Raw genomic sequence first — 23224 nt, forward strand, 5'->3', positions numbered from 1 at the left:
TGCCGCCACAGCAGATTGTTTCTGGGATCTCGGTCGAAAGAAGCGCTATCACCGCGGCACGCTGGTGAAGGTCCACCCCCGCCAACACCCGGCGCCCGCAGCACTGACCGACATGATCTGCCCGAACACAAGGCCAGCACCGCACTGCGGGACGTGACGGCGTTGATCGCGGCATGTGCCGAACACGGGCCCAACATCGGGATCTACGTCGAACGCAGCCTCGACGATCCGCTGCCCTGGACCCGGATGCGCACCGTCTACCGGCTTCAAGGACTGGTGCGACGTACGGTGCCGATCGCGTCGATCGAGCCTGTGCACTTTCGCTGGACCTCGACGTTGTCTCGGTCAACAAGATCGGCTCCAAGCTGGAGCGCGCCACCGAAGCCACCAGTCCGGCACTGCCCCGGGCAGTCGGCCACACCGCTACCAGGCTCTCGCGCGATCCATCCGAATTCACCAACACCACAACACCATTGAGTGTTGTCCCCCACACTGATTCCGATGGAGAACCGCTGACATGACCACCCACCGTAGCCCCGCCGACCCGGTCGGCGCGGACCTGACCCGACTACTCAAAGCACTCAAACTCGGCGCGCTGGCCGACACCCTGCCCGAACGCGCCGCACTGGCCCGCCAGCACAAACTCAGCCACATCGGGTTCCTCGAAACCCTTCTGGCCGACGAGGTGTCACGGCGTGAATCCCGTTCAGCAGCACTACGAGCAGCCAAAGCCGGCCTCGACCCGACCATGCGCTTCGACACCTGGACCACCCAAGATGACCTGCGCTATGACCGCACCCTGCTCGGTGACCTGACCTCACTGAGGTTCCTCGACGCCGGCCAGTCCGCGATCGTCCTCGGGCCCGTCGGCGTCGGCAAGACCCATCTGGCAACAGCGCTGGGGCACATGGCATTCCACCGACGCAGATCCGTCCTGTTCGCACGCTCCGACAAACTGTTCACCCGACTGCGCGCCGCCCGCCTGGACAACACCGTCGACGCCGAAATCCGCCGCCTGGCCGCCATCGACGTCCTCATCATCGACGACTTTGCACTCAAGCCACTCGACGCCATCGAAACCAGCGACTTCTAAGAAAATCGTCTCGAACGCCACCGCACCAAGACCACCATCGTGACCTCCAACCGAGAACCCGCCGAAGGATTGACAATGACCGCCGGCACGCTACTGGCCCAATCGGCCATCGACCGACTGACCGCCACCGCCCACACCCTGGTCATCGAAGGACTCGTCGTACCGCCAACGCAACCGCGGCCGGCTTGACCCAAACCACCCCGGCGAGCATCCTCGATAACGCGCCACGGTGGTCCCATCCTCCTGGCAATCAGGTGGTCCCATCACCCTGGCAAGCGACAGAAGAACACCCAATAGGGGGAAGGATCGCCACATGCCCACCTATATGTGCACCAGTGCGCCCGGTGTCATCGACGACGAACAGAAACAGCGCCATCGCCCAAGCCATCGCCAAGATCCACAGTCGGCACACCGGTGCCCCGATCGGATTCGCGCAGTGCATCTTTCAGAACACCAACCCCTCAGACCACTTCATCGGCGGGGTGCCGGCACCTGCCGGCAGCGTGTGGGTGCTCGGCCACATCCGTGCTGGACGATCGGCCGAGGTCAAGAACGGAATCCTGACGGGGATCACCAAACTCCTCGTCGACGTCCTCGGCGTCCCCGACACCATGGTCTGGACCTACCTCAACGAACTCGACCACCACCACATGGTCGAATTCGGACGGGTCCTGCCGGCTGACGGCGAGGAGTGGAACTGGGTAAGCCGACTGCCGCACGGGCTACGCGACCGGATCACCGTTCAGCAAGGAGACGATTCGACTGGCTAGCTTGCCAAAAGCACTGACCCACGGGGTACACCACCACCACCACCACCCGAGATGAACCGTCCCGAGTTTCATGCACCCTCGAGGTCCCGTGACTCGGCCGTTCGGCTGGCGTCCAATTGATCGTAGTATTCAGCTTCCGCTTCGGCAGGTGGGATTCGTCCGAGGCGGTGCAGGAGGCGCTGCTGGTTGTACCAGGCGACGTAGTCTGCGGTGATGAGTTCGACGTCGCCGAGGTTGCGCAGTGGGCCGCGTCTAAACGGTGAATCGGGGCGGATGCACTCGTTCTCGTAGAGCCCGATCGTCGTCTCGGCCAGTGCGTTGTCGTATGCGTCACCGACGCTTCCGATCGAGGGCCGCAGCCCCGGCAGCGACGGCGTTTCACCGAAATGCATTGCAGTGTACTATGAACCGGTATCCAAGTGGTGGATGGCACCGTCGATTCGGTGGCCTTGACGGGCTCGTAACGTTGCCGCTTGACGGATCGCGGACTCCACGAAACGGGTCTGCTTCACGCTGGCGGCTTCCCATCCGATGATCGCACCGGCATAGGCGTCGATGATGAACGCGACATAGACGAAGATCCCGGTGACGAGTTTGACGTAGGTGAAGTCGGCAACGACCAGTGCATTCGGTGTGGGAACCCGGAACTGGCGGTCCACCAGGTCCGGTGCCAGCTCGGCGGTCGGGTCGGCGATCGTTGTGCGTATCGACTTCTGCAGGCGCACGCCCTGCCAGCCGTGACGGCGCATCAGTCGCTCGACGGTGGACTTGGCCACCGGGAAGCCGTGGCGCTGCAGGTGAGCCCACATCTTCACCGGTCCGTACAACGATTCCGGCTGGCGGCGTCCATGCTCGTCGGGCTCGTAGAAGCCGGCCAGCACCTCGGTGATGGCCGCATCCCACAAGGCTCGCTTCGAGGGCGCCCGCACCGCCCAGCCATGGAACGTGCGTGGGGCGATCTGGACGCCATGCTCAGATAGAACGCGACAGATCGGAGCGACCCCGAAGCGTCCTTGTTCTCGGCGATGAACGCGCAGACCGAACTCGTCAGCGGCGGCTGTGCGGGTCGCTCTCCCGCACGAAGAAAGACGTTGCCGCTTTGAGGATTTCGATGGTCTGCTCCAGTTCGGCGTTGCGCCGCTTGAGCGCCTTGATCTCCGCGGCGGCCTCGCTGGTGACCCCGTCACGCTGCCCGTCGTCGACCTGCTGTGTGCGGATCCAGTTCCGCAGCGTCTCGGCGTTCATTACCAGCCGTTTGGATACCGCCGTGATCGCCGCCCACTCGCTCGGATATTCCTCGCGATGCTCCAGCACCAACCGGACGGCCTTCGCCCGCGTCTCCGGGTCGTACTTGCTTGGCATGTGATGCACCTTCCCAAGAAAGGAGGTGCGCATCAAACGCGGGACGGTTCAACCAAGGTTCCATGGTCGTCAACACGTCGTCGGTATCTGCGCCTGGGTGATACAAGACGTTGATCATTACGGGGTAGAAGTACTCCACTGGAATGGGGACGTCCAGGTAAGCCCCCGCGACCCCACGGTCGCTCAACTGCAACCCTTCATCTCCGCATGGATGCCCACGGTTGCCAGCCCAGCGCCGAGGACCCAGAAGATTCTCACCTTCATGTCCAATTGGACATCAGGTGGACATCTCACTTGAGAATTGGACTTCAAACTTGAGAAGCCACGAGAAGAGGTAGTGTGGCTTCTCAAGTTTCGTGTCCATTCGCGGTCCGTTGAGCTGCGGCGACAGCGGCGTTCTCACCTGATGTCCATATGATGGATTCTCACTTCCGTGTCCACTTCGATAACGGCGCGACGATCGTTCTTGAGGCAGTCGGCCGCCAGGGCTAGGTGCCAGGCTTTAATTCGTCACAGTGACAGTGACAGCGGAGCCATGGGTCGATGGCTTCAAAACTCCTTGCTAACAGCATGTTCCGTGGATCCCGCGGTCCGCACTCAAAGCGATCCACGACCCCGCCCTAGGTCAAGCAGTGCTCTAAACGCACCTCCTCAGGCCATCTGCCCGCGCAAGTCGCACTCCACATCACGGAATGATGCGGTTGCAACCAGCCGGAGGGGACGTCCGGCTCCCGATCATGGAAGACGGTCTGACATGCTCGGGCTGAGCTTTGCTGCCTACCTCGTTCTGGCCGTCAGTGGCGATGACACGCCGATCGTTCCGCCAGCCCATCCCTCGTACGGGCAGCTGGGGATGGTGGCCGCAGAACAATGCCGATAAATCCCGAAGACGTCAAGGTACGTCCGGCGCCATCAGCATGTTGCGCAGCACATTCGCCGATATCATCCAAGTGACGACCTCCTCGAATCCGGCGGGACGGGTGCCACGCATGTAACCAAGCAATGCGCCCGGAGAACACCATTTCCCCAGCCAGTCGAGATGTCTCGACGCCGAAAGCGCTGATGCTCAGGGACTGAATGTCCTCATTGACCACGACGTCCTGCGCTAGGGCGGCGGTCCTCAGGTCGATGGAGCGTGCGATCGAGTCCTCCTATCCCAGTCTGATTGCATTGGTTGTCATGAGGATCGACACACTTGCGCACAGTGGCCTACGCGGGGTACCGGTGGTGAACTCCTCAGTGATAGCTGCGAAGGTGTTAGAACAGAACCCGACCGGACCGCTGAAGACCAATTGAAAACTGTTTCAGCACAGCGGATATCGACGTTGCGTCCCCCACCATGGATTGACCGCCGATGTCGGGTGACGATGCTCCGTCGACATTCCCCTTGCCGTCACCTCGTGGCTCATGATCATCCACGCCGCTTCCCCTGGTCGATCCGGTGGGCGTGAACTGCGGTCACGGGCAGGTGGATCTGATCGTCGTCGAGTAACGGGATAATTGTGGCCATGCGCTCGTTGCCCTTTTGAAGCTGTTCCAGCTGCTCGGGGGAGAAATTACTCATGTCCGCCCACGGCGAGTCCTCGCTGGGCGCGGCCTGGGCGGTGAAGGCCCTGGCGTTGGCCAGATAGGTTGTCGGGCCTAGGAAGTCGATCGCCCAGCCGTTGGCAGCGAGCGTGTTCCTGATGTTCGAATGCAACACTGCGCCCGTGGGGCCAGCCATGATCACGCCGTTGACATTGCCCCCGGAGAAACACGTGAGATGCCAACGTGCGCCGGGACGTGTCGCGCGATGCATGCTGGCGGCGTAGGCCTGACGTCCTTCGTCATCGAGGCAATGGTAGAGCGCGCTGTCGAGGACCGTGTCGAACCGTCCGTCGAAGCCGGTCAGATTGGTGGCGTCCGCGACGGCAAAGGTGGGTTTCAACCCCGCATCGGCGGCCCGCCTACGGGCTTGCTCGATTGCCGCCGGGGAACCGTCCAACCCAGTCACCGAATACCCACGCGACGCTAGGAAGATCGCATTGTCGCCAAGGCCGCAGCCGATGTCTAGGACTTCGCCGCTAAAGCCGCCCAAAGCTTCGAGTTCCATCAGGCGCGGCTGAGCTTGGTGCGTGTCCCAGGGGACTTCGGCGGCATCGGGCCCGTAGAAGTAGAACTCGTCGAAGCTGTCGGTGCCGGTGGGAGGCGGTGAGGGAAACGTCACGCTGCCACCTCCACGCGACTGTTCAGTTCGCCGGTCCCGCGATGTGCAAAGTCGAACATCCCGCCTCCGTGTTGCGTCACGCTTCCGGCTCCTTGGACGTCGACGACGTGGCAGATGACTACTGGACCGAGTAGGTGGCGGGACGCACCGTGGTCCGAGAGCGCACTGCGATATCGAGTGGCCAGCGCAACCAAGCCGTCACCCACCTAGCATTATCTCGATCGTTGATCATCTTGATGATTACGACGATACCGAGGAGGCGGCCACGCGGTCAACCGATGACGGGGGGCTGCACGACTGCCTGATGCGGCTCCCCTTGACAGCTGGTTGCGGCGGCTGACGAGGTCAGCGCTGCGTTGGTCCGTTCACCGGATGCATCCCACCGACACGGCTGCACCGCGCGGGGCCCTATCCCTCGATCAGCCGAATCGCCTCCATCGGACAGCTGTCCACGGCTGCGATGACCGCCTCATCCGACTTGTCGGTGACGTCGACGCGCACCTGCGCTTTTCCATCGGCACCCATCGTGAAGACGCTCGGTGCCAGGCCAACGCACGTACTCACGCCGATGCACTTGTCCCGGTCCAATTCGATCTTCATCTTGATCCTTTCCTCACCGTCGGGACCACGTCAGGTCGGCTGCCCGTCGGTTTCAGCGCCGACGAGATCGGCAACTTCGCTCCATCGGTAGTGCATGGAGTCCACCGGGTCATGCACTGTCTGGCACGAGCCACACGTGCGGGCGGCGGCGTCGGCGTTGAATGCCTTGCAACCGTTGTCGTAGCCCAGTTGTGCCGGTTCCTGCGAGGCATCGAACTCGTACCGCCAGAGCTCTGCGTCGCATGACGGGCAGAACCACGCCACGGCTTCGAGGCCGGGGACCACGGGCTTGAAGCGTATGTAGATGGACTCCTCGTGCGGCTCGATACGGCTCGCCGTTCCGCCGGGGACGTAGAGAAGGTCACCTACGGTCAGCTTGGTTTCGCGGACACCGCTGTAGCGAAGCTCGGCTTTGCCGCTGCCCGTTGTCTGCATGAGGACGGTGTCCTTCTCGCAGATCAAGAAGAAGGGTTGCCTCTCCACACTCCTCGACAGGTGGACCTGTGGATCCGCGAAAGGCGGCGAGACTGGGCGCTCGTCCCATTCACCGATCTCCTGCGCCATCTGGAACATGTTCTGGAATCGACCGCGCTCGATCATCGGGTCGCTCCCGCGGTCGCAAGGTGGCTGGCGTTCGCGGCAACCATCGACGCGGCGGCGTCGTTGGCGATGCGGTTCTGGGCGACCCAGTCGTTCCATCCCCACGTCTCGAAGGGGAACGGCTCGTTGACGTGCCCGCACTTCGTGCAAGTGCGCAACGCTTCGTCTTCTTTGAACCGCTGCGCGCCGGTGGAGCACCCCCAGAGGGTGGAGAACATCGGATAGCGATCGCCTTCGCGGGTGCCGTGCTTCTCCGGCGTTGTCGGATCGGCGTTGTAGATTTCGCGGAGTAGGGGCTGTTCGCAGCTCTGGCAGTGGAGGTGGAAGCCCTCGTATTGCTCGCTTGGATGGGCGCCGACGTCTTCCTGCCGCTGCACGATGAGAAGCAGCAGGAACGAATCAGGGTTCTGGTTGTCGCTCAGGGCAGCACTGACGGCGTGGAACTTGGCGCCGCACATCACTGAGCCGAGCGGCATCATGGCCATGTTCGAGGCCGCAATGAAGCTGATCTCCTCCTGGGAGTTCTCGTGGAAGAACTGCCCGTACTGCTTGCCGGGGATTCCCCGTTGGAGGGCTGCGGTCACCACGATCGCACCCGGACCGAGGTACGGAAACAGTGGTGCCAGCATGCAGTTCAGCGAGATCGATCTTTCATACACGTTGACCTTGAGTACTTCCTTCGCGCCAGTGGCGGGTGGAATGAGGTGACGGGTGGTCATGGATTGCCTTTCGGTTGGGTCGAAAAATGGGTGAGAACTAGACACTGACGAGCGAGGTGCCCAGGGTCTGTGGGCGCGTCCCGAGACGCTGCGCGCCGTCTGGCCGGACGACGACCATGTCGCCCCAGGTCAGCTCGTGGCTTCGGGCCATCTCGTCGGACTGAGCGGCTGGGTATACGTGCGGCTTGCACATGTGGACGGTGTTCTCCTCGACCTCGTCGTCAAGCCAGTCGTCGTGGCGGTCATGGGGGATGAGCATCGGACCGTGCGGGCCACCGTGGAGCAGGAACGTCACCGCCCACCCGGTGCCGGTAGCAACCGCAAGGGTCGCCTCCTTGACTTCGCGCCACGTGACGCCGGGCAATAGCGCATCACGGGCGGCGTTGAACGCGGCGATGTTCAAGGCGAATGCTTCACGCTGTTCGGCGCTGACCTCTCCGGCGATGAAGGACTGCGCGGTCTGTGCGAAATAGCCGCGCGAGACGGCGACGATCTCGACGGTCACGCAGAGCCCGTCGTCGATCTTCCCGCTGGGTACGCTCACCATCCGGGGGCGGTGCTCGCCCCATTGCCCTGGACACCACGCGATGTTGGGTACAGGGCCTGCCGCTCCGGTGAGACCCGGTTGAAGCAGGGCCGCGTAGCCGGCGCGATACGCCGCGGCCTGATCGGCACCCACCCGATAGGCATCACCGATCAGGGACGCCGCTGCTTCTGCAGCGTTGACACCGAACCGGACTGCATCGATCTCGGCCTCGCTCTTCACGTAGCGTGCGAGTCCGAGCACGTCAGACCCGTTGACCAGCTCTGCCCCTGACAGCACGGCCATGATCCGGACGATGGTGGCGTGAACGACGTAACCGTCGAGCGAACGCACGTGCGAGTAACGGCTGCCGTCCAGCCCAGCGACGGCGACTCGCCGGGGATTGATCTGCAGGCGTTCGAGCGCATCGGCCACTGCGGTGCCATACGAGAACCGATTCACCCCGGACGCGGTGGCGCTCGTTCGCTGGTCGATCCAACCGTGACGGGCGACGGCCAAGTTGCTGTCCTCGCCGCCGATGACGATCCACGGGTCGCCGTCGAGAGGAAACAGCACGGCGCCCATCTCTTGGGCCACGTACAGCACGTCGTCCGCATTTGACTCCGGTAAGACGACGAGGAGGTCGATCCCTTGCTCGGCCATCTCCTTGCGGATGCGGCCCCAGCGGCGGTCGCGCTCGGCGGTGTCGAAGGCAGGAGCATCTCCCGGAGCGCTCATCGCGTCAACCCGTGGGATTGCCCGTGCGTCAGGCTGAAGCGCACCCTGTTGTGTCATGCTTCCGGCTCCTTCGACCTCGTCAGCCGGGCAGATGAATACTGGACCGCGTGTATGTGCGGCAGATGCGCCATGGTCGGAGAACGCAACGCGACATTGAGTGGGCGGCCCCGGCAGGCCGTAATCCACCTACCGTTATCTCGATCATTGATTATCTTGATGAATGAGACAATACCTAGGAGGCGGCCGTGAAGTCAACCGATGATGGGGAGCTGCACGACCGCGTGTTGCGACTGACTCAACAGTTGGTGGCGGCGGCCGACAAGGTCAGTGATGCCTTCGTCGCCGTTCATCGGATGCACCCCACCGACATGAACGCCTTGATCTATGTCCTCCTCGCCCAACAACTCGGGGAACCGGTCACCGCAGGGTCCCTCGGGGAGGAACTCGGGCTGACCTCGGGAGCCGTCACCGCGGTGGTCGATCGGCTCGAGCGGTCCGGCAACCTCCGACGAGTGCGCGACGAGCAGGACAGACGGCGGGTGTTGTTGGAGAACTCCCCCAAGGGGCGGAAGTTGACCGATCAGTATTTCGGCCCCATCCGATCCCGAAGCGACGAGGTCATGCACCAGTTCACCGCGGGTGAACTCGAAGTCGTCAGTCGCTATCTCGCCGCCACGACATCGGCGATGACCGCCCACCGAGAGTTACTCGTGGCCACCGAAGATAGTGATGGCGGCGGGATCACCTCCGACGCATGAAACGCCGCGGCGTCGTCATCTGGCTCTGGGTTCGAGCGTGCTCATGATCGTGTGCAGGTCGAGGTTGAGTCGCTGCGAGGTCGCCCGATCCAGGCCCATCGCCTCGGGGGCGAAAGCCGCGATCACACGGGGTGTGACCTCGTCGAGCAAGGCACGTCCCGCGTCGGATGCATAGACCGCCGAGGGAAGGCCGCGGCCCGCGGGTGGGGTGCGCTCCACCCTGCCCTGGTCCTCCATGACCCGCAGCAGCTCCCCCACCGACTGAGGCGTAGCCAGCACAACGCGGGCGAGGTCGGCCTGGCTGCGGCCCGGGACCTCGACGAGGTGCATGAGCACGCTGAACTGTTGCGGGGGCAGATCGAAGGGCGCCAGCGCGGCGACGAACGTGCGGCGCAGCACGAGCGATGCTCGGACCAGGGTCATGGCCGTGAAGTCGTCGGGGTCACCCCCGCTCCACCCGGGACCCGCAGTTGGCATGCGCGCAGTCTATGTGTAAGTTTACTGATACCTATCAGTTTCCTTACACTCCTGAATGGACGATCCTTCCCGTGAAGCAACTCAGCCGAGCACCCATCGACGGGAGGGCCCGGCCGTGAGCGCGACGTCACCCGGCCCCCACGTCGACTCCGCCGCTGCCACCTCTACCGAGGTCTTCACGGACGAGGCACGCCGGCCTCGGCACGCTCGACTGCTCGTCCTCGGAGCGAACGGGCCCACCGGCCGGCAGACCCTGCAACGGGCTCTCGATCGCGGCCACCACGTGCACGCGCTGACGCGTCACCCCGAGACCTTCCCGCTCCGCCACGACCGCTTACACGTCATCGCCGGTGATGCCACCGACCAGGGCGTCATCGCCGACGCCGTCGCGGAGACCGACGCCGTGATCTGCACCATCGGCGCGTCCTTCACCCGACAGCCGGTCGAGGTGTACTCGACCAGCGCCCGCCTGCTCGTCGAGTCGATGAGCCGCCTCCAGAAGCGGCGCCTGATCGTCGTCACATCGGGCGGGGTGGACGCCTCCCACCAGCCCGACGGGATCCTGGGCCGGTTGTCCCGGTCGGTGATGCGGGACTTCATCGGCAAGACCGTGTACGACGACATGGAGAAGATGGAGTCGACGGTGTCGACCAGCGACCTGGACTGGACGATCGTGCGCCCCCCTGGGCTGACCGACGAACCCGGCACCGGATACGCGGTCGCCGAGACCAGCATCGACGGGCCGTTCATGTCCCGCGAGGACCTGGCCGAGATGATGCTCGACCAGCTCGACGACGACCGGTTCAGCCGAAAGATCGCCGCGGTCACCACCCCGGGGTTGAAGGTCGGCGCCCTATACATGCTTCGTCATGAAGTACTCAAACGCTGACGAAGCACCCCGCCGAGCTGGCCCGAGAAGGGCGTCCGCGGACCAACCCATGCGTAGCCACCAGGATCCAGCAGGGCCCGGACCCCTACAGCCCTAGGCACAGCTAACCGGGACCGGGGTAACGGAAAGGCGTGCCGCGCAGGTCTGATGATCCGTTAGGAGGATGACGCCCAACCGGGGATCGAACTCGCCAGTGTGTTCCTGGACGGTGCTCGGCCACTCGTTCGGATCTGACCTGGCCGCCTCTTGGCACGGCAGGGGTTATGCACGAATGAGTTTCGCCGAGCAGAGGGTTGGAGTGAGCGCGCCGATACCGAGTAACCATGTGCACGTCGCGGCCCGGTCATCTCGCATGCGCAGCAGCACTCCCTTCTCGAAGATGAACTTGGCTGGCGGCCCATATTGGCTGCACTGCAACACCTTTGACCGTATCGCCCATCGTGGGCGTTGGCTGCGCCAGAGACTGGCCCATACTCGCATTGCCCACTTGGAACAGCCGAAAATCTCACTTTCATGTCCAATTGGACATCAGGTGGACATTTCACTTGAGAATTGGACATAAAACTTGAGAAGCCACAGGTAGTGTGGCTTCTCAAGTTTCGTGTCCATCGTCCCTCTGTTGACCTGCGGCGACAGCGGCGTTCTCACCTGATGTCCATACCATCGATTCTCACTTTCATGTCCACTTCGATAACGGCGCGATGATCGTTCTTGAGGCAGTCGGCCGCCAGAGCTAGGTGCCAGGTTTTAATTCGTCACAGTGACGTTGAGAGCGGAGCCGTGACTCTAGGACTTCAAAACTGGTTGCTAACAGCATGTTCCGTGGATCCCGCGGTCCGCACTCAAAGCGATCCACAACCCCGCCTTCGCTAAAGGAACAGTTGTCTCGTTTCTACTTACTTCCGAACCACTGCTGGTGTCCTCGCGACGGCCTCTAACCAATCTGGTTGTGGAGGCCTCTCATGAGACCGGCGTCGTGATGAAGCTGGTGGTGGTTCACCCTTGCGGCCTCGGCCGTCGGCAAACGCCTATCTCGTTTCCGGACCTGGCGTCCTTTCTCTAGACCGTGCGTGTCGCGGCGGGGTCGCAAGGGGTGTATTCGGTGGGATTAGCCCGTGGTCTTGCCCGCCCGCACGGATTCAACGACTCAATGTTCTCGAGCCGAGAGCTCTTTCATAAACCGGCGCCGTGCGGGTTCGCTGGGATCGCGAACAGCTCATCGGAGGGAAGGCCATCGAGCCTCGTAAGTAGAGCGCTGCGCGTCCCAATTCGGGTTGGTGAACCGCACTCAATCCGCCACTGATAGGAGGAAACGACACCGTGAAACTCTTCTGCGGCATCGACTGGGCCGAAGCCCACCACGACGTCGCCATCGTCGACGATAACGGCCAGCTGGTGGCCAAGAAGCGCATCGCCGATGACCCCACCGGTCTGGCCCAGTTGGTCGAGCTGTTCGCCGATGTCGGTGATAGCGCCGCGGATCCAATCCCGGTGGCCATCGAGACGCCGCGGGGTCTGTTGGTGGCGTCGCTGCGGGCGACCGGTCGGGCCATCTATTCGATCAATCCGTTGGCGGTCGCCCGCTACCGCGAAAGGCACTCGGTGGCGCGGGCGAAGTCTGATCACGCCGACGCGATGACCCTAGCCAACATCCTTCGGGTGGATGCTCACTTGCATCGGCAGCTGCCGGTCGACAGTGAACTGTGCCAGGCGATCGCTGTTCTGGCCCGTGCCCATCAGGATGCGACATGGCGACGGATCAAGGCGCACAACGAATTACGTTCGATTTTGCGCGAGTTCTTCCCGACCTTCCTGGCCGCGTTCACCAACCGATTCCCGCTGGGGATCGCCAGCCCCGAAGCCAGGGCCATCTTGGCCATCGCACCCACTCCAGCAGCGGCAAGCAGGCTGTCTGTCAGCCGGATCGCCGCGGCGCTGCGCCGCGCTGGCCGCAGTCGCGGCATCGATGAAGCGGCCACCGAGATCAAGACGGCGCTGCGCGTGCCTCAGATGCGTCACCTCGCTCAAGTAGAGGCCGCGATGGGCAAGCAGACGTCGGCGTTGCTAGCAGCGCTGAACACCGCGTGCGCGAGCGTAGACGACCTCGGTCAGGCCTCTGCCGAGCTGTTCGAACGCCATCCGGACTACCCGATCATCACCAGTTTCCCCGGTCTTGGTGACTCGACCGGTGCCCGCGTGCTCGCCGAAATAGGTGATGACCGCAGCCGCTTCATCGATGCCCGTGCGTTGAAGGCCTACGCCGGGTCCGCGCCCATCACCCGAGCCTCCGGAAAGTCCGTTTCGATTACCCATCGCCGGATCAAGAACGACAGGTTGGCCGCGGCCGGGTGGATCTGGGCATTCGGCGCTGCTACCCACTGCCGACCTGCTGGCGAGCACTACCGTCGGCGACGAGAACACGGCGATCGTCACGCCGCAGCGCGGCGGCACCTATTCAACAAGCTCATCGGTCAACTCCATTACTGCCTTCAGAACCAACAGCCCTACGACGAGACCAAGGCCTTCCCGGTATTGATGACCCCCGGGGCATAGCCTCGAGACGTCGAACGGATGTCAGCGGTGCCATTCACGCCGTTCCCGACAGCTACCGGCCACAAAGCCCACAAAGCTCAGCCCCGACCGGCAAGAGCAGCTGCGGCGCTTGGCAGCTACCGGAGAACCCGTTACGGAGCTTGCTGCTGCGTTTGGAATCGGCCGGGCCACTGCTTACCGATATCTCGCTAATAACGAAGCGATGCAACCGAATGGCTGAACCAGCGTGGAAGCTCGGCACCTTGACTGCGGTGGCTCAAGTGCTTGCCGACACCCAAGACGGCCTCACCGGATATCAGATTGGTCAGCTGCTAGGCCGGCTGAAGATGGAAGATCCCGGAGCTGGTCTGACGAAGTGGAAGCGGCTGGAGGAGGCGTTTGTACGCCGACAGAACACCGATGGCCATCCGCAGCGGATCATCACGTTCATTCAGCACGCTATGGATCCCATCAACTATGTCGGCCGACCTGAGCTGTTCACACTGCGCCAAGACCAGCTCGATGAGGTCCTAACCTTCGTCGGTCTCCGCGTTGAAGACACCGGCAAGGTACACCGCGGCCCCCGTTCCTCCACGCTGGATGAGGCATCGCGCAACGCCACCTCATTGCGGGCAGAGCTACGGCGCCGAGACACCCACCACGAGGTGCTGCGCTACTGCACCGTGGAGCTGCTCAAGAAGAACAACTTTCACGCCTCACTGGAGGCGACTAAGAGCGTGTTCGAACGAGTTCGGCAGATGTCAGGCCTAAGTGGCGACGGTGCCGCGTTGATCGACGCGGCCCTATCTCTCGGGAAATCAGGGGCGCCGGTCATTGCGATCAACGATCTGAACTCTCAAACCGATCGTGATGAACAAACAGGCTTCGCCAATCTCATCAAAGGACTAGCTGGCATGTTCAGGAACCCAGTGGCTCACGATCCGCGTGCCCTACGAACGGTGACCGACACCCAGCTGCTTGAACTGGCGACGGCGCTATCGCTGGTGCACCGCCGACTGGATGTTGCGACTGTGAAGCGTCCATCCACATAGTCACCTCACATCTCAAATTGCGACTGGCACAACCGAATATGCTTTGAATCAAATGCCGGGATGTTCGCCCTCATCATCTTCGCGGAACCAATCTACGTCCTCGCCGAATACCTCCCGGGCCGCCGCCGCAAGCTCGCCGAGCGTGTCATGCCGGTCGGTGTTGCTGATCGCGTCATCGCGCATGCGATGGATCCGATCCGGTACATCGGGGTGCGCGACAAAGTGCCCCCACCGCGCGGCGGCATCGTCGCAGCGCCTGGGGATGACTTCGGTGAACTGCTTGACCATCGGCTCTACACTGCCTTCGTGCAGTTCGAGGTTGTACGACAGTTCGGTGTTGAGTTCCTCGAACTTGCGCGCATCGTCATCGGTGTGGGCAACTGCAGGCCTGACGTACTGCCGCCACGTTGGAATAACGTGAAAACCTAACTGCTGGGCCATCTTTCCCGTTAGGAACTGAACACGCCGACACACGAAGATGGGCATCACGGGCAGGGTCGGGTTCGCCACGCGAAGGCGCGCGGACTTATCGAGGAGCTGATAGAGCTCTTGGGTTCGCGGGTAGATCCACTGGCGGACGTTCTTCGCCTCTATAGGCATCAGCTTCGTTGAGCTGGGCAGGCCATCGACCCCCACCCTGGTGTGAAAGGCCGCGTTATCTACCTTCCCGCCTGGGACCGGCTTTCCGGCTATCTGACCCACTTCCCCCCCATCAGGGCGCAGAAGAAGATAACCGTGAGGCGCCGCCTCCAACAGTGACCGATGGATAACCCGCTCCAGCGCCGCCGGAATGGGCGGCGCACCCCATTCAGTCGCCGAGGCGCTACTCCAGCTCAGATAGCGACTGTGCAGAAGACGTTTGCGGCCGGCGATCCGCAAGACCGCTTTGGACGGGTCCGCTAAGACAAAAGTGGCCACGATCTGACCACCTCGTGTTCGTTCGTTGACACGTTCGATCACCCCTGCATCAAGCAGCCGCTTGCGCGCAGTTGTCAGATGATGAGGATGGATCGGACTGTCAAACTTGGCGTACTTCGCGTCCGCCAGCTTGGCCTCCATACCCGGTTGAGTGGCCGCCCCCTCAGCATCAAGCAACGCGACGATGCCCGTGGCGGCTAGTGACCGCCATTCCTCTGCTGTGGGCACCCCGAGAGACTCCTATATATGGGGGGCCGGTTCAGGTGAAATGCCCGCAGCATCCGATGCTATGGGCGCCACCAGCGAATACTCGGATACTCGGCGCGAAGAACGGACTAGTAATCCGAAGATCGTTGCTACTCCCAGCGTGGGAGGACATCGCTGACCGAAGGGGCATTCTTGGCCAGTGTTGTCCGCCAGTCCAAGCGACCCTGTTTCTGCAATTGGCCAATCAGCACGATGCGCGCGAGTCCGAGTTTTGTTGCAGCCTGTTCGACCCACGGCGCGTTGATCCGTGAGGGCACCGACGGGTACCCGTTGGGAAAGATCCAAGTGCCGGCGCCGTCGTTGGCTTCCCTCTCACGGATTGACTCCTGCGCACGACTGTCCTCCAAGTCCTCGACGATGGGGCCGTCGTCAACGTGTCCACGGAGAATGTGGGCGATCTCGTGAAGCAAGGTGAACAAGACTTTGTCGAGGCGCTTGCCTCGTCCAGACAGCCCGATGACCGGGCGGCCATCCACGAACATTGCACACCCGTCGATCTTGGCGCTTGGTAGTGCTTCGACGTAGACCAGCCGTACGCCGGCATCGCGCAATTGGTCTGGCAGCGTTGCGAAGTCCTCAGCTGTTCTCACTGACCGTGGGAGTGATGCGGCAAGTTTGGCGAGCCTTTCAGGCGAATACTCACCATCGGGAGGTAACTTTCTCGCCTGTTTTCGCACGCAGGCAACCCATGCTTGCTGCAGCATGGTGATGTCTTCGCCGGGGTTTGCGCGTTTGGCTGCCGCTCCGAGGCCAGGCTGATCATTGATGGACGTGAGTTCGAACAACTCCATCACCTCGGCTTCCAGCTCGTCCAGCGTCGAACCGGTGAGGATCTTTCTCTTCTGCAGAAGTTGAATGGGTGCGAGCTCGTTGAGTCGCGCCCGGCGACGTACGTCGTCGAGTTTTGCCTGCGTAGTCGGATTCTTAGCTTGCTGGGCCAGAAGGTATTGGTCCTGCAACTTCAGCCAAAATTCCGGCGATAGGGAGAGGGCCGCACCGATCTGGGCGGCCGACTCTCGGGTGATCTCTTTCTTGCCAGTCACGATCTCGGACACGAATTGGGTCGGGCGGTCGATCACGGCGGCGAAGTCGGCTTGGGACCATCCGCGAGCCTCAAGTTCATCACCTAGAAGTTCGCCAACAGGTCGCTGATTGATTGGTATCGGGTTGTTGTATGTGGTGTTGCTCATCGCTGGGGTTCCATCTCTACTGCCAAGACCCCGAAGACCACAGCGCCGTGGTTGTCGGAAATCTTGAACGTGAGGTCGATAACGCGGCCAGAACTCAACGTGGCCCGGGCCCGTGTGGGGTCACCGGAATGGTCGGGTTCGATCCGCAGCAAACGCATGTTCCGCAGGTCGGTTTCGACGTGAGCGGCACGTACGCACTGGATGAGACGGTGAAACTCCCGGATCTCATGGTCACTCCAACCCGCCGGGCGGAACCCTGGATCAGTGGCGAGGCGGCGCAACCCCTCGTCCGAATAGTCCTGTTCCACGCGTCTGTACTCCATCACCCATCGGCTGATGACTTGAATGTCGTCACCGAACCTACCGGCACGCGCCAAGAATGCTTGTCACGACACCCGCGATACTAGTCTACCCGTCATCACCCATTAGGCGATGGAGATGATCTGATACTGTAAAGATGACATGGGCGCACTGCCGGAGGTGGTCGGACATGTCTCGGCAGTAAGGCGAGGCCCGCATGGGGGTTTGCCGACTTGATTCCAGGAGGACGCAGAAATGTCAGATCTTCACCAGGACCGGCGGGAGCAGGACTCCCGTCGGCATAAGCCCATCACCATCGACATCGATGGCGTCGAGTTCGACACTGTCGATGACGACCAGGACGCGGCATCCCTGCTGCGTCTCGCGGGTCGCGACCCCAAGAACTTCGACCTCTTCATCGTCGACAAGCACGGTGTCGAGACGCACGTCAAGGACAAGCAAATCGTCAACCTGCGGGACGGCGGGCGGTTCCGCACCCGCCGCAAAGTGCGCTTCACCATTGACGGCGAACACCACACCAGCTGGGACGACGATCAGACCGCCGTCGCGTTGCTGCGGCTGGCCGGTGTCGACCCCGCCAAGTACGACCTGGCTCGGGTCACCGCTGCCGGCGGTCCCGAGACCTTCACCGGAGATCAGATGGTGACCATCCACGACGGGGACGAGTTCGTCACCGCCAGGCACATCGGCGGGGTCGCGTGACCGACCTGCCGCCACCCGGCTCCCCTGCGCGTCGCTTCGCCGACGATATGACCGCCGCGGGGGCGCCGGTGCGCGCCGAGCCTGGACGCCTGATGTTCGACATCCTCGCCGTCGGCGGTGCGTTGGCCGGGCAATGGGTCGCGACGGGTGTCAGCTTGGCAGAGGTGCAGACCTGGCCTCAGGTGCCGCCACACTGGGTGCATCTGCCCGAGACCGTGGTGTTCGAGACCACCAACACCGACACCACTGACTGCCCACCCGGATGGCGGCGGCATTCTCGTGAATTCACCCACACCGACACCTCGATCTCACCGGCGAAGGCATGGCTGAGTCACGTTCGCGGCCTGCTGTCGCTAGCCATCGCGCCCGCGGCTTAGCGCCGCCCCCGACGCCCAACGAACAGCAAGTCAACTTTCAAGGAAGGGCGCCGACATGCGGTACTCGGTCGCCATGACGGGCGCGGTGCACGCGACGATGCGCGATCACCTCGTCCGTGACGACGGGCAAGAAGACGTACTCGCCGCCACCTACCTGTTGTCCACCGGCGTGAGTCGCACGACAGCCGTCGTGCAGACCGTAATCCCGCCTCGGGACGGAGAACGGCTGGTGCACGGCAACGCCTCCTTCACCAGCACCTACGTCCTGCGCGCAGCAACCGAGGCCCGCACTCGCGGTGAAGGGTTGGTGCTGTTGCACTCTCATCCCCGCGGCCGCGGATGGCAGGTCCTGAGCGCCACCGACCACGACACCGAAGCCGACTACGAACGCGTCGCACGCGCCTACACGAAGATGCCGCTACTCGGCATGACCCTCGCAGGCCGCGACGACGGGTGGTCGGCTCGCTTCTGGTTCGACGACACCCACCCCAGCTGGGCTGAATCGGTGCGCTGCGTATCCGACAAGTTGGTCGTGACCTGGAACGACACCCTGAGGCCAGCACCTCAGCCGACCCCATCACAACAGCGCACCGTCTCAGCATGGGGTGACTCCGTACAAGCATCGATCGCCCGCCTGCGCGTTCTGATCGTCGGCACCGGCAGCGTTGGCCTCGACGTCGCGCAACGCCTTGCCGCTACCGGGCTCCTCGAAGTTGGCGTCATGGACTTCGACGCCGTCGAGCCCGTCAACCTGGATCGCATGATCGGCGCCACGCGGCTCGACGCCGACCTGGGCCGCGCGAAAGTCGCCGTCGCCGCACGGCTCATGACCTCCGCAGCCACCGGCAACAACTTTCATCCCGTCGTGCATGAAGTGAGCATCACCGACCCCGCCGGGCTTCAAGCCGCCTTGGACTACGACCTTATTTTCTCTTGCGTCGATCGACCCTGGCCGCGAGCGGTACTCAATCAGACCGCCTACGCCGACCTCATCCCCGTCATCGACGGTGGCATCGCTCTCGACACCTTTGCCGACGGCAGGCTACGCAGCGGCATCTGGCGCGCCCACACTGTCGTACCCGGGCGCCCCTGCATGGTGTGTTTGGGACAGCTCGACCTCGGCGAACTCAGTCTCGATATGCAAGGACTACTCGACGATCCCACCTACATCGCCAAAACCGGCAGACAGGCGCCTGCCGGTCAAAACGTTGCCGCTCTGTCCGCCAGCGTCAGCGCCGCACTCCTCGCCCAGTTCGTAAGTCTCGTCGCACATCCCGGCGGGCGCGGTGTCCCCGCACCACTGCGTTATCTCCTTGCACCCCACCGCCTCGAACACTCCGACGCGACGACCGGGCAGCACTGCAGCTACGAGTCCGAAACTGCGACCGCAGACCATCGTCCAACGCTTACCAAAGCTCAGACGGAATGGCGGCACATCGTCGCCGAACGCAACAAGCGAAAGCCTCGGCTGCGGCTGCGGCTGCTCGACGCGGCGCACCGGGCACTGCAGAACTTGACCTCCCGAATGGTATGAGATCTATTGCCGAACATGAGTTTTCATGTTTGTGGTCAGCCCCCGGTAGTCGGGCTGTGTTCCCCAGGCCGGCGCAAATTTGGGCCAGCGCGGAGACGGTCGACCGTACCCGTCACTCCTCTGCTCGAAAACCTTGGTTCGCGAGATACTTTCACGTTCCGCGCCGCCGTCGAAACCGGCCGTGCCAGTTGACGGAGGTCGCGATTATCGGCAGCTCCCCGCCGCATGCAGCCGACACGCCACCGTGGCCGCACACGAACAATGTCTTGGGGAGAAGACGATGGCCATCCGTCTGTAAAGAGCACTTGGGGAACGCACGCTTCAGCGCCAAACCCCTCAGCCCTGTCGGATCTAACTTCTAAACTTTGGTCCCATGGGGGATTTCGACGGCCTGTACGGCAACCTTGATGCTGACCCGCGGGTGCGCGGCCGGCAGTTCGAGCACGTCTGTAAGTGGTTTCTGGAGAATGACCCGGTATATCGCAGTGAACTGCGGCGGGTGTGGTTGTGGGACGAGTGGCCGGGCCGGTGGGGTGGTGACGCCGGGATCGACCTCGTGGCCGAGGACCGCAACGGCGACCTGTGGGCGATCCAGGCCAAGGCCTATGACCCCCAGTACCGGGTGTCGAAGAAGGACGTGGATAAATTCCTGGCTGAGTCGGGCCGCAAGGTTTTCACCTACCGAATGCTCGTAGCGACCACGGATCTGATCGACCGGACAGGCGAGCGCACGATCCAGCAGCAGGAGAAGCGCAGCGCGTTCTTCCGGCTCAATGGTTTGCGTGCCGCCTCTGTAGATTGGCCGTCCTCGCCGCAAGCGTTGAGGCCGGCGAAGCCGCGCAAGCCGGCCCGCCCGCGTAAGCATCAAACCGACGCGATCCGCGATGTAGTGAAGGGATTCACGGCCTCAGATCGCGGCCAGCTCATCATGGCGTGCGGGACGGGCAAGACCCTGGCGGCGCTGTTCATCACCGAGAAGCTGGAATCCAAGCGCACCTTGGTGTTGGTGCCGTCGTTGTCGCTGTTGAAGCAGACGCTGAACGAGTGGCGTGCGAACTGCACGACTGAGTTCGCCTCGATGCCGGTGTGCTCTGACGACACCGTCGGAAACGATGACGCCGCGGTTTCACACACCTCTGATCTGAACGTTCCCGCCGAGACCGATCCGGAGAAGATCGCCGCCTTCCTGCGCCGCAGGTCCAGCCCCCTGGTGGTGTTTTCGACGTATCAGTCCAGCCCGCAGATCGCTCATGCGTTCCGGCTGGGCCGGGTGCCGGGGTTTGACTTCATCATTGCCGATGAGGCTCATCGCTGCGCTGGCCCGGTGTCGTCGGAGTTCGCCACGGTTCTGGACGCGGAGGCGATCAAGGGGAGCCGGCGGCTGTTCATGACGGCCACGCCGCGCTACTTCACCGGCCGGGTGCTCAAGGCCGCCAAGGACGGCGACTACGAAGTCGCGTCCATGGACGACGAGGAAAAGTTCGGGCCGGTTTTCCATCGGCTGCCGTTCGGCGAGGCCATCAAACGTGATCTGCTCACCGATTACCGGGTGGCCGTCGTTGGTGTCGATGACGCGACGTATCGGGAGTGGGCCCAAAAGGGCACCCTCGTCACCCGCGACGGCAAGGAGAAACTCAGCGCCGCAACGCTTGCCGGACAGATCGGCCTGGCCAAAGCAATGAAGAAGTACGGCCTGCGGCGCACGATTTCCTTCCACTCCCGGGTGGCCCGCGCCCAAGACTTCGCCTCGTCCATGCCCGACGTGCTGGCGTGGATGCCCGCCCGGCAACGCCCAAAGTGCACACTGTGGTCCCGCCATGCCTCCGGTGACATGCCTGCCGGCGACCGCTACGTGTTACTCCAACACCTCGCCCACCTCGACGACGGCGAGTGTGGCCTGCTCGCCAACGCACGCTGCCTCTCCGAGGGAGTCGACGTCCCCACACTGGACGGGGTGGCGTTCATCGACCCCCGCCGCTCAGAGGTAGACATCGTTCAAGCCGTGGGACGCGCGATCCGTAAGTCCGACGCGAAGGCACTGGGCACCATCGTGATCCCGGTGTTCATCGACACCGGCGCCGATCCCGAAGTGGCACTGGACTCCTCGGCGTTCAAACCGGTCTGGGATGTGATCAAGGCCCTGCGGGCCCACGACAGCGAACTCGGCGAACAACTCGACACCCTGCGCCGCGAGATGGGACGCAAACACGGCCCACCCCGGCTGCCCCCCAAGATCCACCTCGACCTCCCCACGAGAATCGGCCGAGACTTCTCGTTAGCCTTCAACGCCCACCTAGTAGAGAACTCCACCCAACCCTGGGAGTTCTGGTACGGACTGCTGGAGAAATACGTAGCTCACAACGGAAGCGTCGAGGTGCCTGTAGAAGCCAAGCTGGACGGGTATCGACTAGGAGGCTGGTGTAGCAACCAGCGGGTCCACTACCAGTCAGGAGAGCTTGGGCCCGAAAAGGCCGCAAGGCTTGATACGCTCCCAGGCTGGACCTGGAACCGCAACGAGGGACGGTGGGAAGCGGGACTCAGCCAGATGCTCAAGTATCTTAAAGAACACGGAAACACCCTTATCCCCGCCGCCACCGACTACCACGGATATCCACTTGGCGATTGGGCTGCGATTCAGCGGCGCGACGCTCGTGCCGGAAAGCTGGGCGAGGCCCGACGGGAGAAGCTGGATGCCATTCCCGGTTGGGTGTGGGGCCTCGAAGAAGAGCGTTGGGAGAACGGATTTCGCCACCTCCAGCAGTACATCGACGAGCGCGGCGATTCCCGGGTCAAGCAGCCCCACAAATCAAACGACGACTTCCGCCTCGGTGCCTGGGTCAACTTTCAGAGGACGCGTTACGCCCAAGGAAAGCTGGAATCCGACCGTGTCGAACGTCTAGCGGCACTACCCGGCTGGGTGTGGACCGCTCTGGAATCCCGCTGGGAAGAGGCGTTCGAGAAACTCAGACAGTTCGGCCGGGAGAATAGTCATGTCGTCATCCCTATCGACTACCCCGCCGACGATGACGGATTCAACCTGCGAACCTGGTATGCAAATCAGAGGGCGAAGTTCCCCCGCCTGAGCGCGGATAGGCAGGAGCGGCTGAGAGCGCTCCCGGGCTGGGGCACGGTGACAAATGAAGGCAAGTGGGAGTTCGGCTTTCACCAGCTTCTTGCTTATGTACGGGCGTTCGGCGACGCAAAAGTTGAACGCTCGTACATCGTTGATGACTTCCCGCTGGGCACCTGGGCGATGACCCAGCGGCTGGAGTTCAAGAAGGGGAAACTCAGCCCTGACCGCGCGGAGAGACTTGCGGCGCTGTCGGGTTGGGATTGGGATCGTCGGGGTGGAAAGTGGGAGGAAGGGTTCTCGCGCCTCAGCGGATACATGAAGGCCCATGGACAGCCGCCACCAACCGATTACGAAGAAGACGGCTACCGCCTCGGCGCTTGGGCTGCGCAACAACGCCTTTACAAGCGGACCGGCAAATTGACCCCGGATCGCATCCGGCGACTTGACGGCTTACGGGGTTGGGATTGGTCACCGCCTCGTGGGGTGGCGGTTCGTAACTACCGTCGAAAGAAGGCTTGATAGC

17 protein-coding genes and 3 pseudogenes are annotated in these 23224 nt (G+C 62.8%); 11 read left to right on the forward strand and 9 right to left on the reverse strand.

Translation table 11 applies throughout. The features are described 5' to 3' along the window. The first annotated feature begins 517 nt into the window (after positions 1-517). Both QUE68_RS29090 and QUE68_RS29095 read left to right on the forward strand, forming a co-directional pair. Positions 518-1313: pseudogene (locus tag QUE68_RS29090) on the forward strand (ATP-binding protein). 124 nt (positions 1314-1437) lie between these two features. Further along, complete coding sequence (locus QUE68_RS29095; RefSeq protein ID WP_286274917.1) at positions 1438-1863, forward strand: tautomerase family protein; 426 nt, start codon at positions 1438-1440, stop codon at positions 1861-1863. Positions 1864-1931: 68 nt separating this feature from the next. Here QUE68_RS29095 and QUE68_RS29100 read toward each other — a convergent pair. The 6 genes and pseudogenes from QUE68_RS29100 to QUE68_RS29125 form a co-directional block, all read right to left on the reverse strand. Further along, positions 1932-3225, reverse strand: a pseudogene (locus QUE68_RS29100) (IS3 family transposase). A 1411-nt stretch (positions 3226-4636) separates the two neighbouring features. Next, positions 4637-5431 carry a class I SAM-dependent methyltransferase gene (locus QUE68_RS29105; RefSeq protein WP_286274918.1) on the reverse strand — a complete coding sequence of 265 codons (795 nt, stop codon included), beginning with the start codon at positions 5429-5431 and terminating at the stop codon, positions 4637-4639. A 408-nt stretch (positions 5432-5839) separates the two neighbouring features. Continuing rightward, positions 5840-6031 carry a ferredoxin gene (locus QUE68_RS29110; protein WP_286274919.1) on the reverse strand — a complete coding sequence of 64 codons (192 nt, stop codon included), beginning with the start codon at positions 6029-6031 and terminating at the stop codon, positions 5840-5842. A 30-nt stretch (positions 6032-6061) separates the two neighbouring features. Next, positions 6062-6595, reverse strand: a complete 534-nt coding sequence (locus QUE68_RS29115) for a cupin domain-containing protein (RefSeq protein WP_286274920.1) — start codon at positions 6593-6595, stop codon at positions 6062-6064. Positions 6596-6627: 32 nt separating this feature from the next. Beyond that, the gene (locus tag QUE68_RS29120) at positions 6628-7350 is read right to left on the reverse strand and encodes a cupin domain-containing protein (RefSeq protein WP_286274921.1); all 723 of its coding nucleotides are present in this window, start codon (positions 7348-7350) and stop codon (positions 6628-6630) included. A gap of 37 nt (positions 7351-7387) precedes the next feature. Then, positions 7388-8611, reverse strand: coding sequence for a M24 family metallopeptidase (locus QUE68_RS29125; RefSeq protein WP_286274922.1), 1224 nt, complete (start codon positions 8609-8611; stop codon positions 7388-7390). A 245-nt stretch (positions 8612-8856) separates the two neighbouring features. On the opposite strand from QUE68_RS29125, the gene QUE68_RS29130 reads away from it, so the two are divergent. Then, the gene (locus QUE68_RS29130) at positions 8857-9369 is read left to right on the forward strand and encodes a MarR family winged helix-turn-helix transcriptional regulator (RefSeq protein ID WP_286274923.1); all 513 of its coding nucleotides are present in this window, start codon (positions 8857-8859) and stop codon (positions 9367-9369) included. Between the two features lie 15 nt (positions 9370-9384). Here QUE68_RS29130 and QUE68_RS29135 read toward each other — a convergent pair whose 3' ends face one another. After that, positions 9385-9846, reverse strand: coding sequence for a MarR family winged helix-turn-helix transcriptional regulator (locus tag QUE68_RS29135; RefSeq protein ID WP_286274924.1), 462 nt, complete (start codon positions 9844-9846; stop codon positions 9385-9387). Between the two features lie 115 nt (positions 9847-9961). On the opposite strand from QUE68_RS29135, the gene QUE68_RS29140 reads away from it, so the two are divergent. The 4 genes and pseudogenes from QUE68_RS29140 (at position 9962) to QUE68_RS29155 (ending at position 14319) form a co-directional block, all read left to right on the forward strand. Continuing rightward, on the forward strand, positions 9962-10735 hold the full coding sequence (locus tag QUE68_RS29140) for an NAD(P)-dependent oxidoreductase (protein ID WP_286274925.1): 774 nt from the start codon (positions 9962-9964) through the stop codon (positions 10733-10735). A gap of 1320 nt (positions 10736-12055) precedes the next feature. After that, the gene (locus QUE68_RS29145; protein ID WP_286274926.1) at positions 12056-13288 is read left to right on the forward strand and encodes an IS110 family RNA-guided transposase; all 1233 of its coding nucleotides are present in this window, start codon (positions 12056-12058) and stop codon (positions 13286-13288) included. Between the two features lie 34 nt (positions 13289-13322). Continuing rightward, a pseudogene (locus QUE68_RS29150) lies at positions 13323-13508 on the forward strand (helix-turn-helix domain-containing protein); the annotation flags it as partial. Next, a complete protein-coding gene (locus tag QUE68_RS29155) occupies positions 13501-14319 on the forward strand; it encodes a TIGR02391 family protein (protein ID WP_286274927.1) in 819 nt (272 codons plus the stop codon). The pseudogene QUE68_RS29150 and the gene QUE68_RS29155, both read left to right, overlap by 8 nt. Before the next feature lie 48 nt (positions 14320-14367). Here the strand turns inward: QUE68_RS29155 and QUE68_RS29160 are convergent, their stop codons facing one another. Together QUE68_RS29160 and QUE68_RS29165 are read right to left on the reverse strand one after the other, a co-directional pair. Further along, a complete protein-coding gene (locus QUE68_RS29160; protein WP_286274928.1) occupies positions 14368-15465 on the reverse strand; it encodes a hypothetical protein in 1098 nt (365 codons plus the stop codon). Positions 15466-15593: 128 nt separating this feature from the next. Beyond that, on the reverse strand, positions 15594-16694 hold the full coding sequence (locus QUE68_RS29165) for an XRE family transcriptional regulator (RefSeq protein ID WP_286274929.1): 1101 nt from the start codon (positions 16692-16694) through the stop codon (positions 15594-15596). A 555-nt stretch (positions 16695-17249) separates the two neighbouring features. Here QUE68_RS29165 and QUE68_RS29170 point away from each other — a divergent pair. The 4 genes from QUE68_RS29170 (at position 17250) to QUE68_RS29185 (ending at position 23220) form a co-directional block, all read left to right on the forward strand. Continuing rightward, positions 17250-17717: a hypothetical protein gene (locus QUE68_RS29170; protein WP_286274930.1), complete on the forward strand. Its 468-nt coding sequence runs from the start codon at positions 17250-17252 to the stop codon at positions 17715-17717. Further along, complete coding sequence (locus QUE68_RS29175) at positions 17714-18094, forward strand: hypothetical protein (protein ID WP_286274931.1); 381 nt, start codon at positions 17714-17716, stop codon at positions 18092-18094. The genes QUE68_RS29170 and QUE68_RS29175 overlap by 4 nt, the downstream gene beginning before the upstream one ends. A 55-nt stretch (positions 18095-18149) precedes the next feature. Continuing rightward, positions 18150-19628: a ThiF family adenylyltransferase gene (locus tag QUE68_RS29180; protein ID WP_286274932.1), complete on the forward strand. Its 1479-nt coding sequence runs from the start codon at positions 18150-18152 to the stop codon at positions 19626-19628. 373 nt (positions 19629-20001) lie between these two features. Continuing rightward, positions 20002-23220, forward strand: a complete 3219-nt coding sequence (locus QUE68_RS29185; protein WP_286274933.1) for a DEAD/DEAH box helicase — start codon at positions 20002-20004, stop codon at positions 23218-23220. Positions 23221-23224 lie beyond the last annotated feature (4 nt).

The organism is Mycolicibacterium sp. TUM20985 (assembly GCF_030295745.1).
In the GTDB taxonomy this organism is placed as follows: Bacteria; Actinomycetota; Actinomycetes; order Mycobacteriales; family Mycobacteriaceae; genus Mycobacterium.

Bases quoted from the DNA above. Each gene is read 5' to 3' on its own strand.
- QUE68_RS29185 (WP_286274933.1), top strand. From the start codon at position 20,002: ATGGGGGATTTCGACGGCCTGTACGGCAACCTTGATGCTGACCCGCGG.
- QUE68_RS29155 (WP_286274927.1), top strand. From the start codon at position 13,501: ATGGCTGAACCAGCGTGGAAGCTCGGCACCTTGACTGCGGTGGCTCAA.
- QUE68_RS29135 (WP_286274924.1), bottom strand. From the start codon at position 9,846: ATGCCAACTGCGGGTCCCGGGTGGAGCGGGGGTGACCCCGACGACTTC.
- QUE68_RS29110 (WP_286274919.1), bottom strand. From the start codon at position 6,031: ATGAAGATCGAATTGGACCGGGACAAGTGCATCGGCGTGAGTACGTGC.
- QUE68_RS29120 (WP_286274921.1), bottom strand. From the start codon at position 7,350: ATGACCACCCGTCACCTCATTCCACCCGCCACTGGCGCGAAGGAAGTA.
- QUE68_RS29165 (WP_286274929.1), bottom strand. From the start codon at position 16,694: ATGAGCAACACCACATACAACAACCCGATACCAATCAATCAGCGACCT.
- QUE68_RS29115 (WP_286274920.1), bottom strand. From the start codon at position 6,595: ATGGCGCAGGAGATCGGTGAATGGGACGAGCGCCCAGTCTCGCCGCCT.
- QUE68_RS29125 (WP_286274922.1), bottom strand. From the start codon at position 8,611: ATGAGCGCTCCGGGAGATGCTCCTGCCTTCGACACCGCCGAGCGCGAC.
- QUE68_RS29170 (WP_286274930.1), top strand. From the start codon at position 17,250: ATGTCAGATCTTCACCAGGACCGGCGGGAGCAGGACTCCCGTCGGCAT.
- QUE68_RS29180 (WP_286274932.1), top strand. From the start codon at position 18,150: ATGCGGTACTCGGTCGCCATGACGGGCGCGGTGCACGCGACGATGCGC.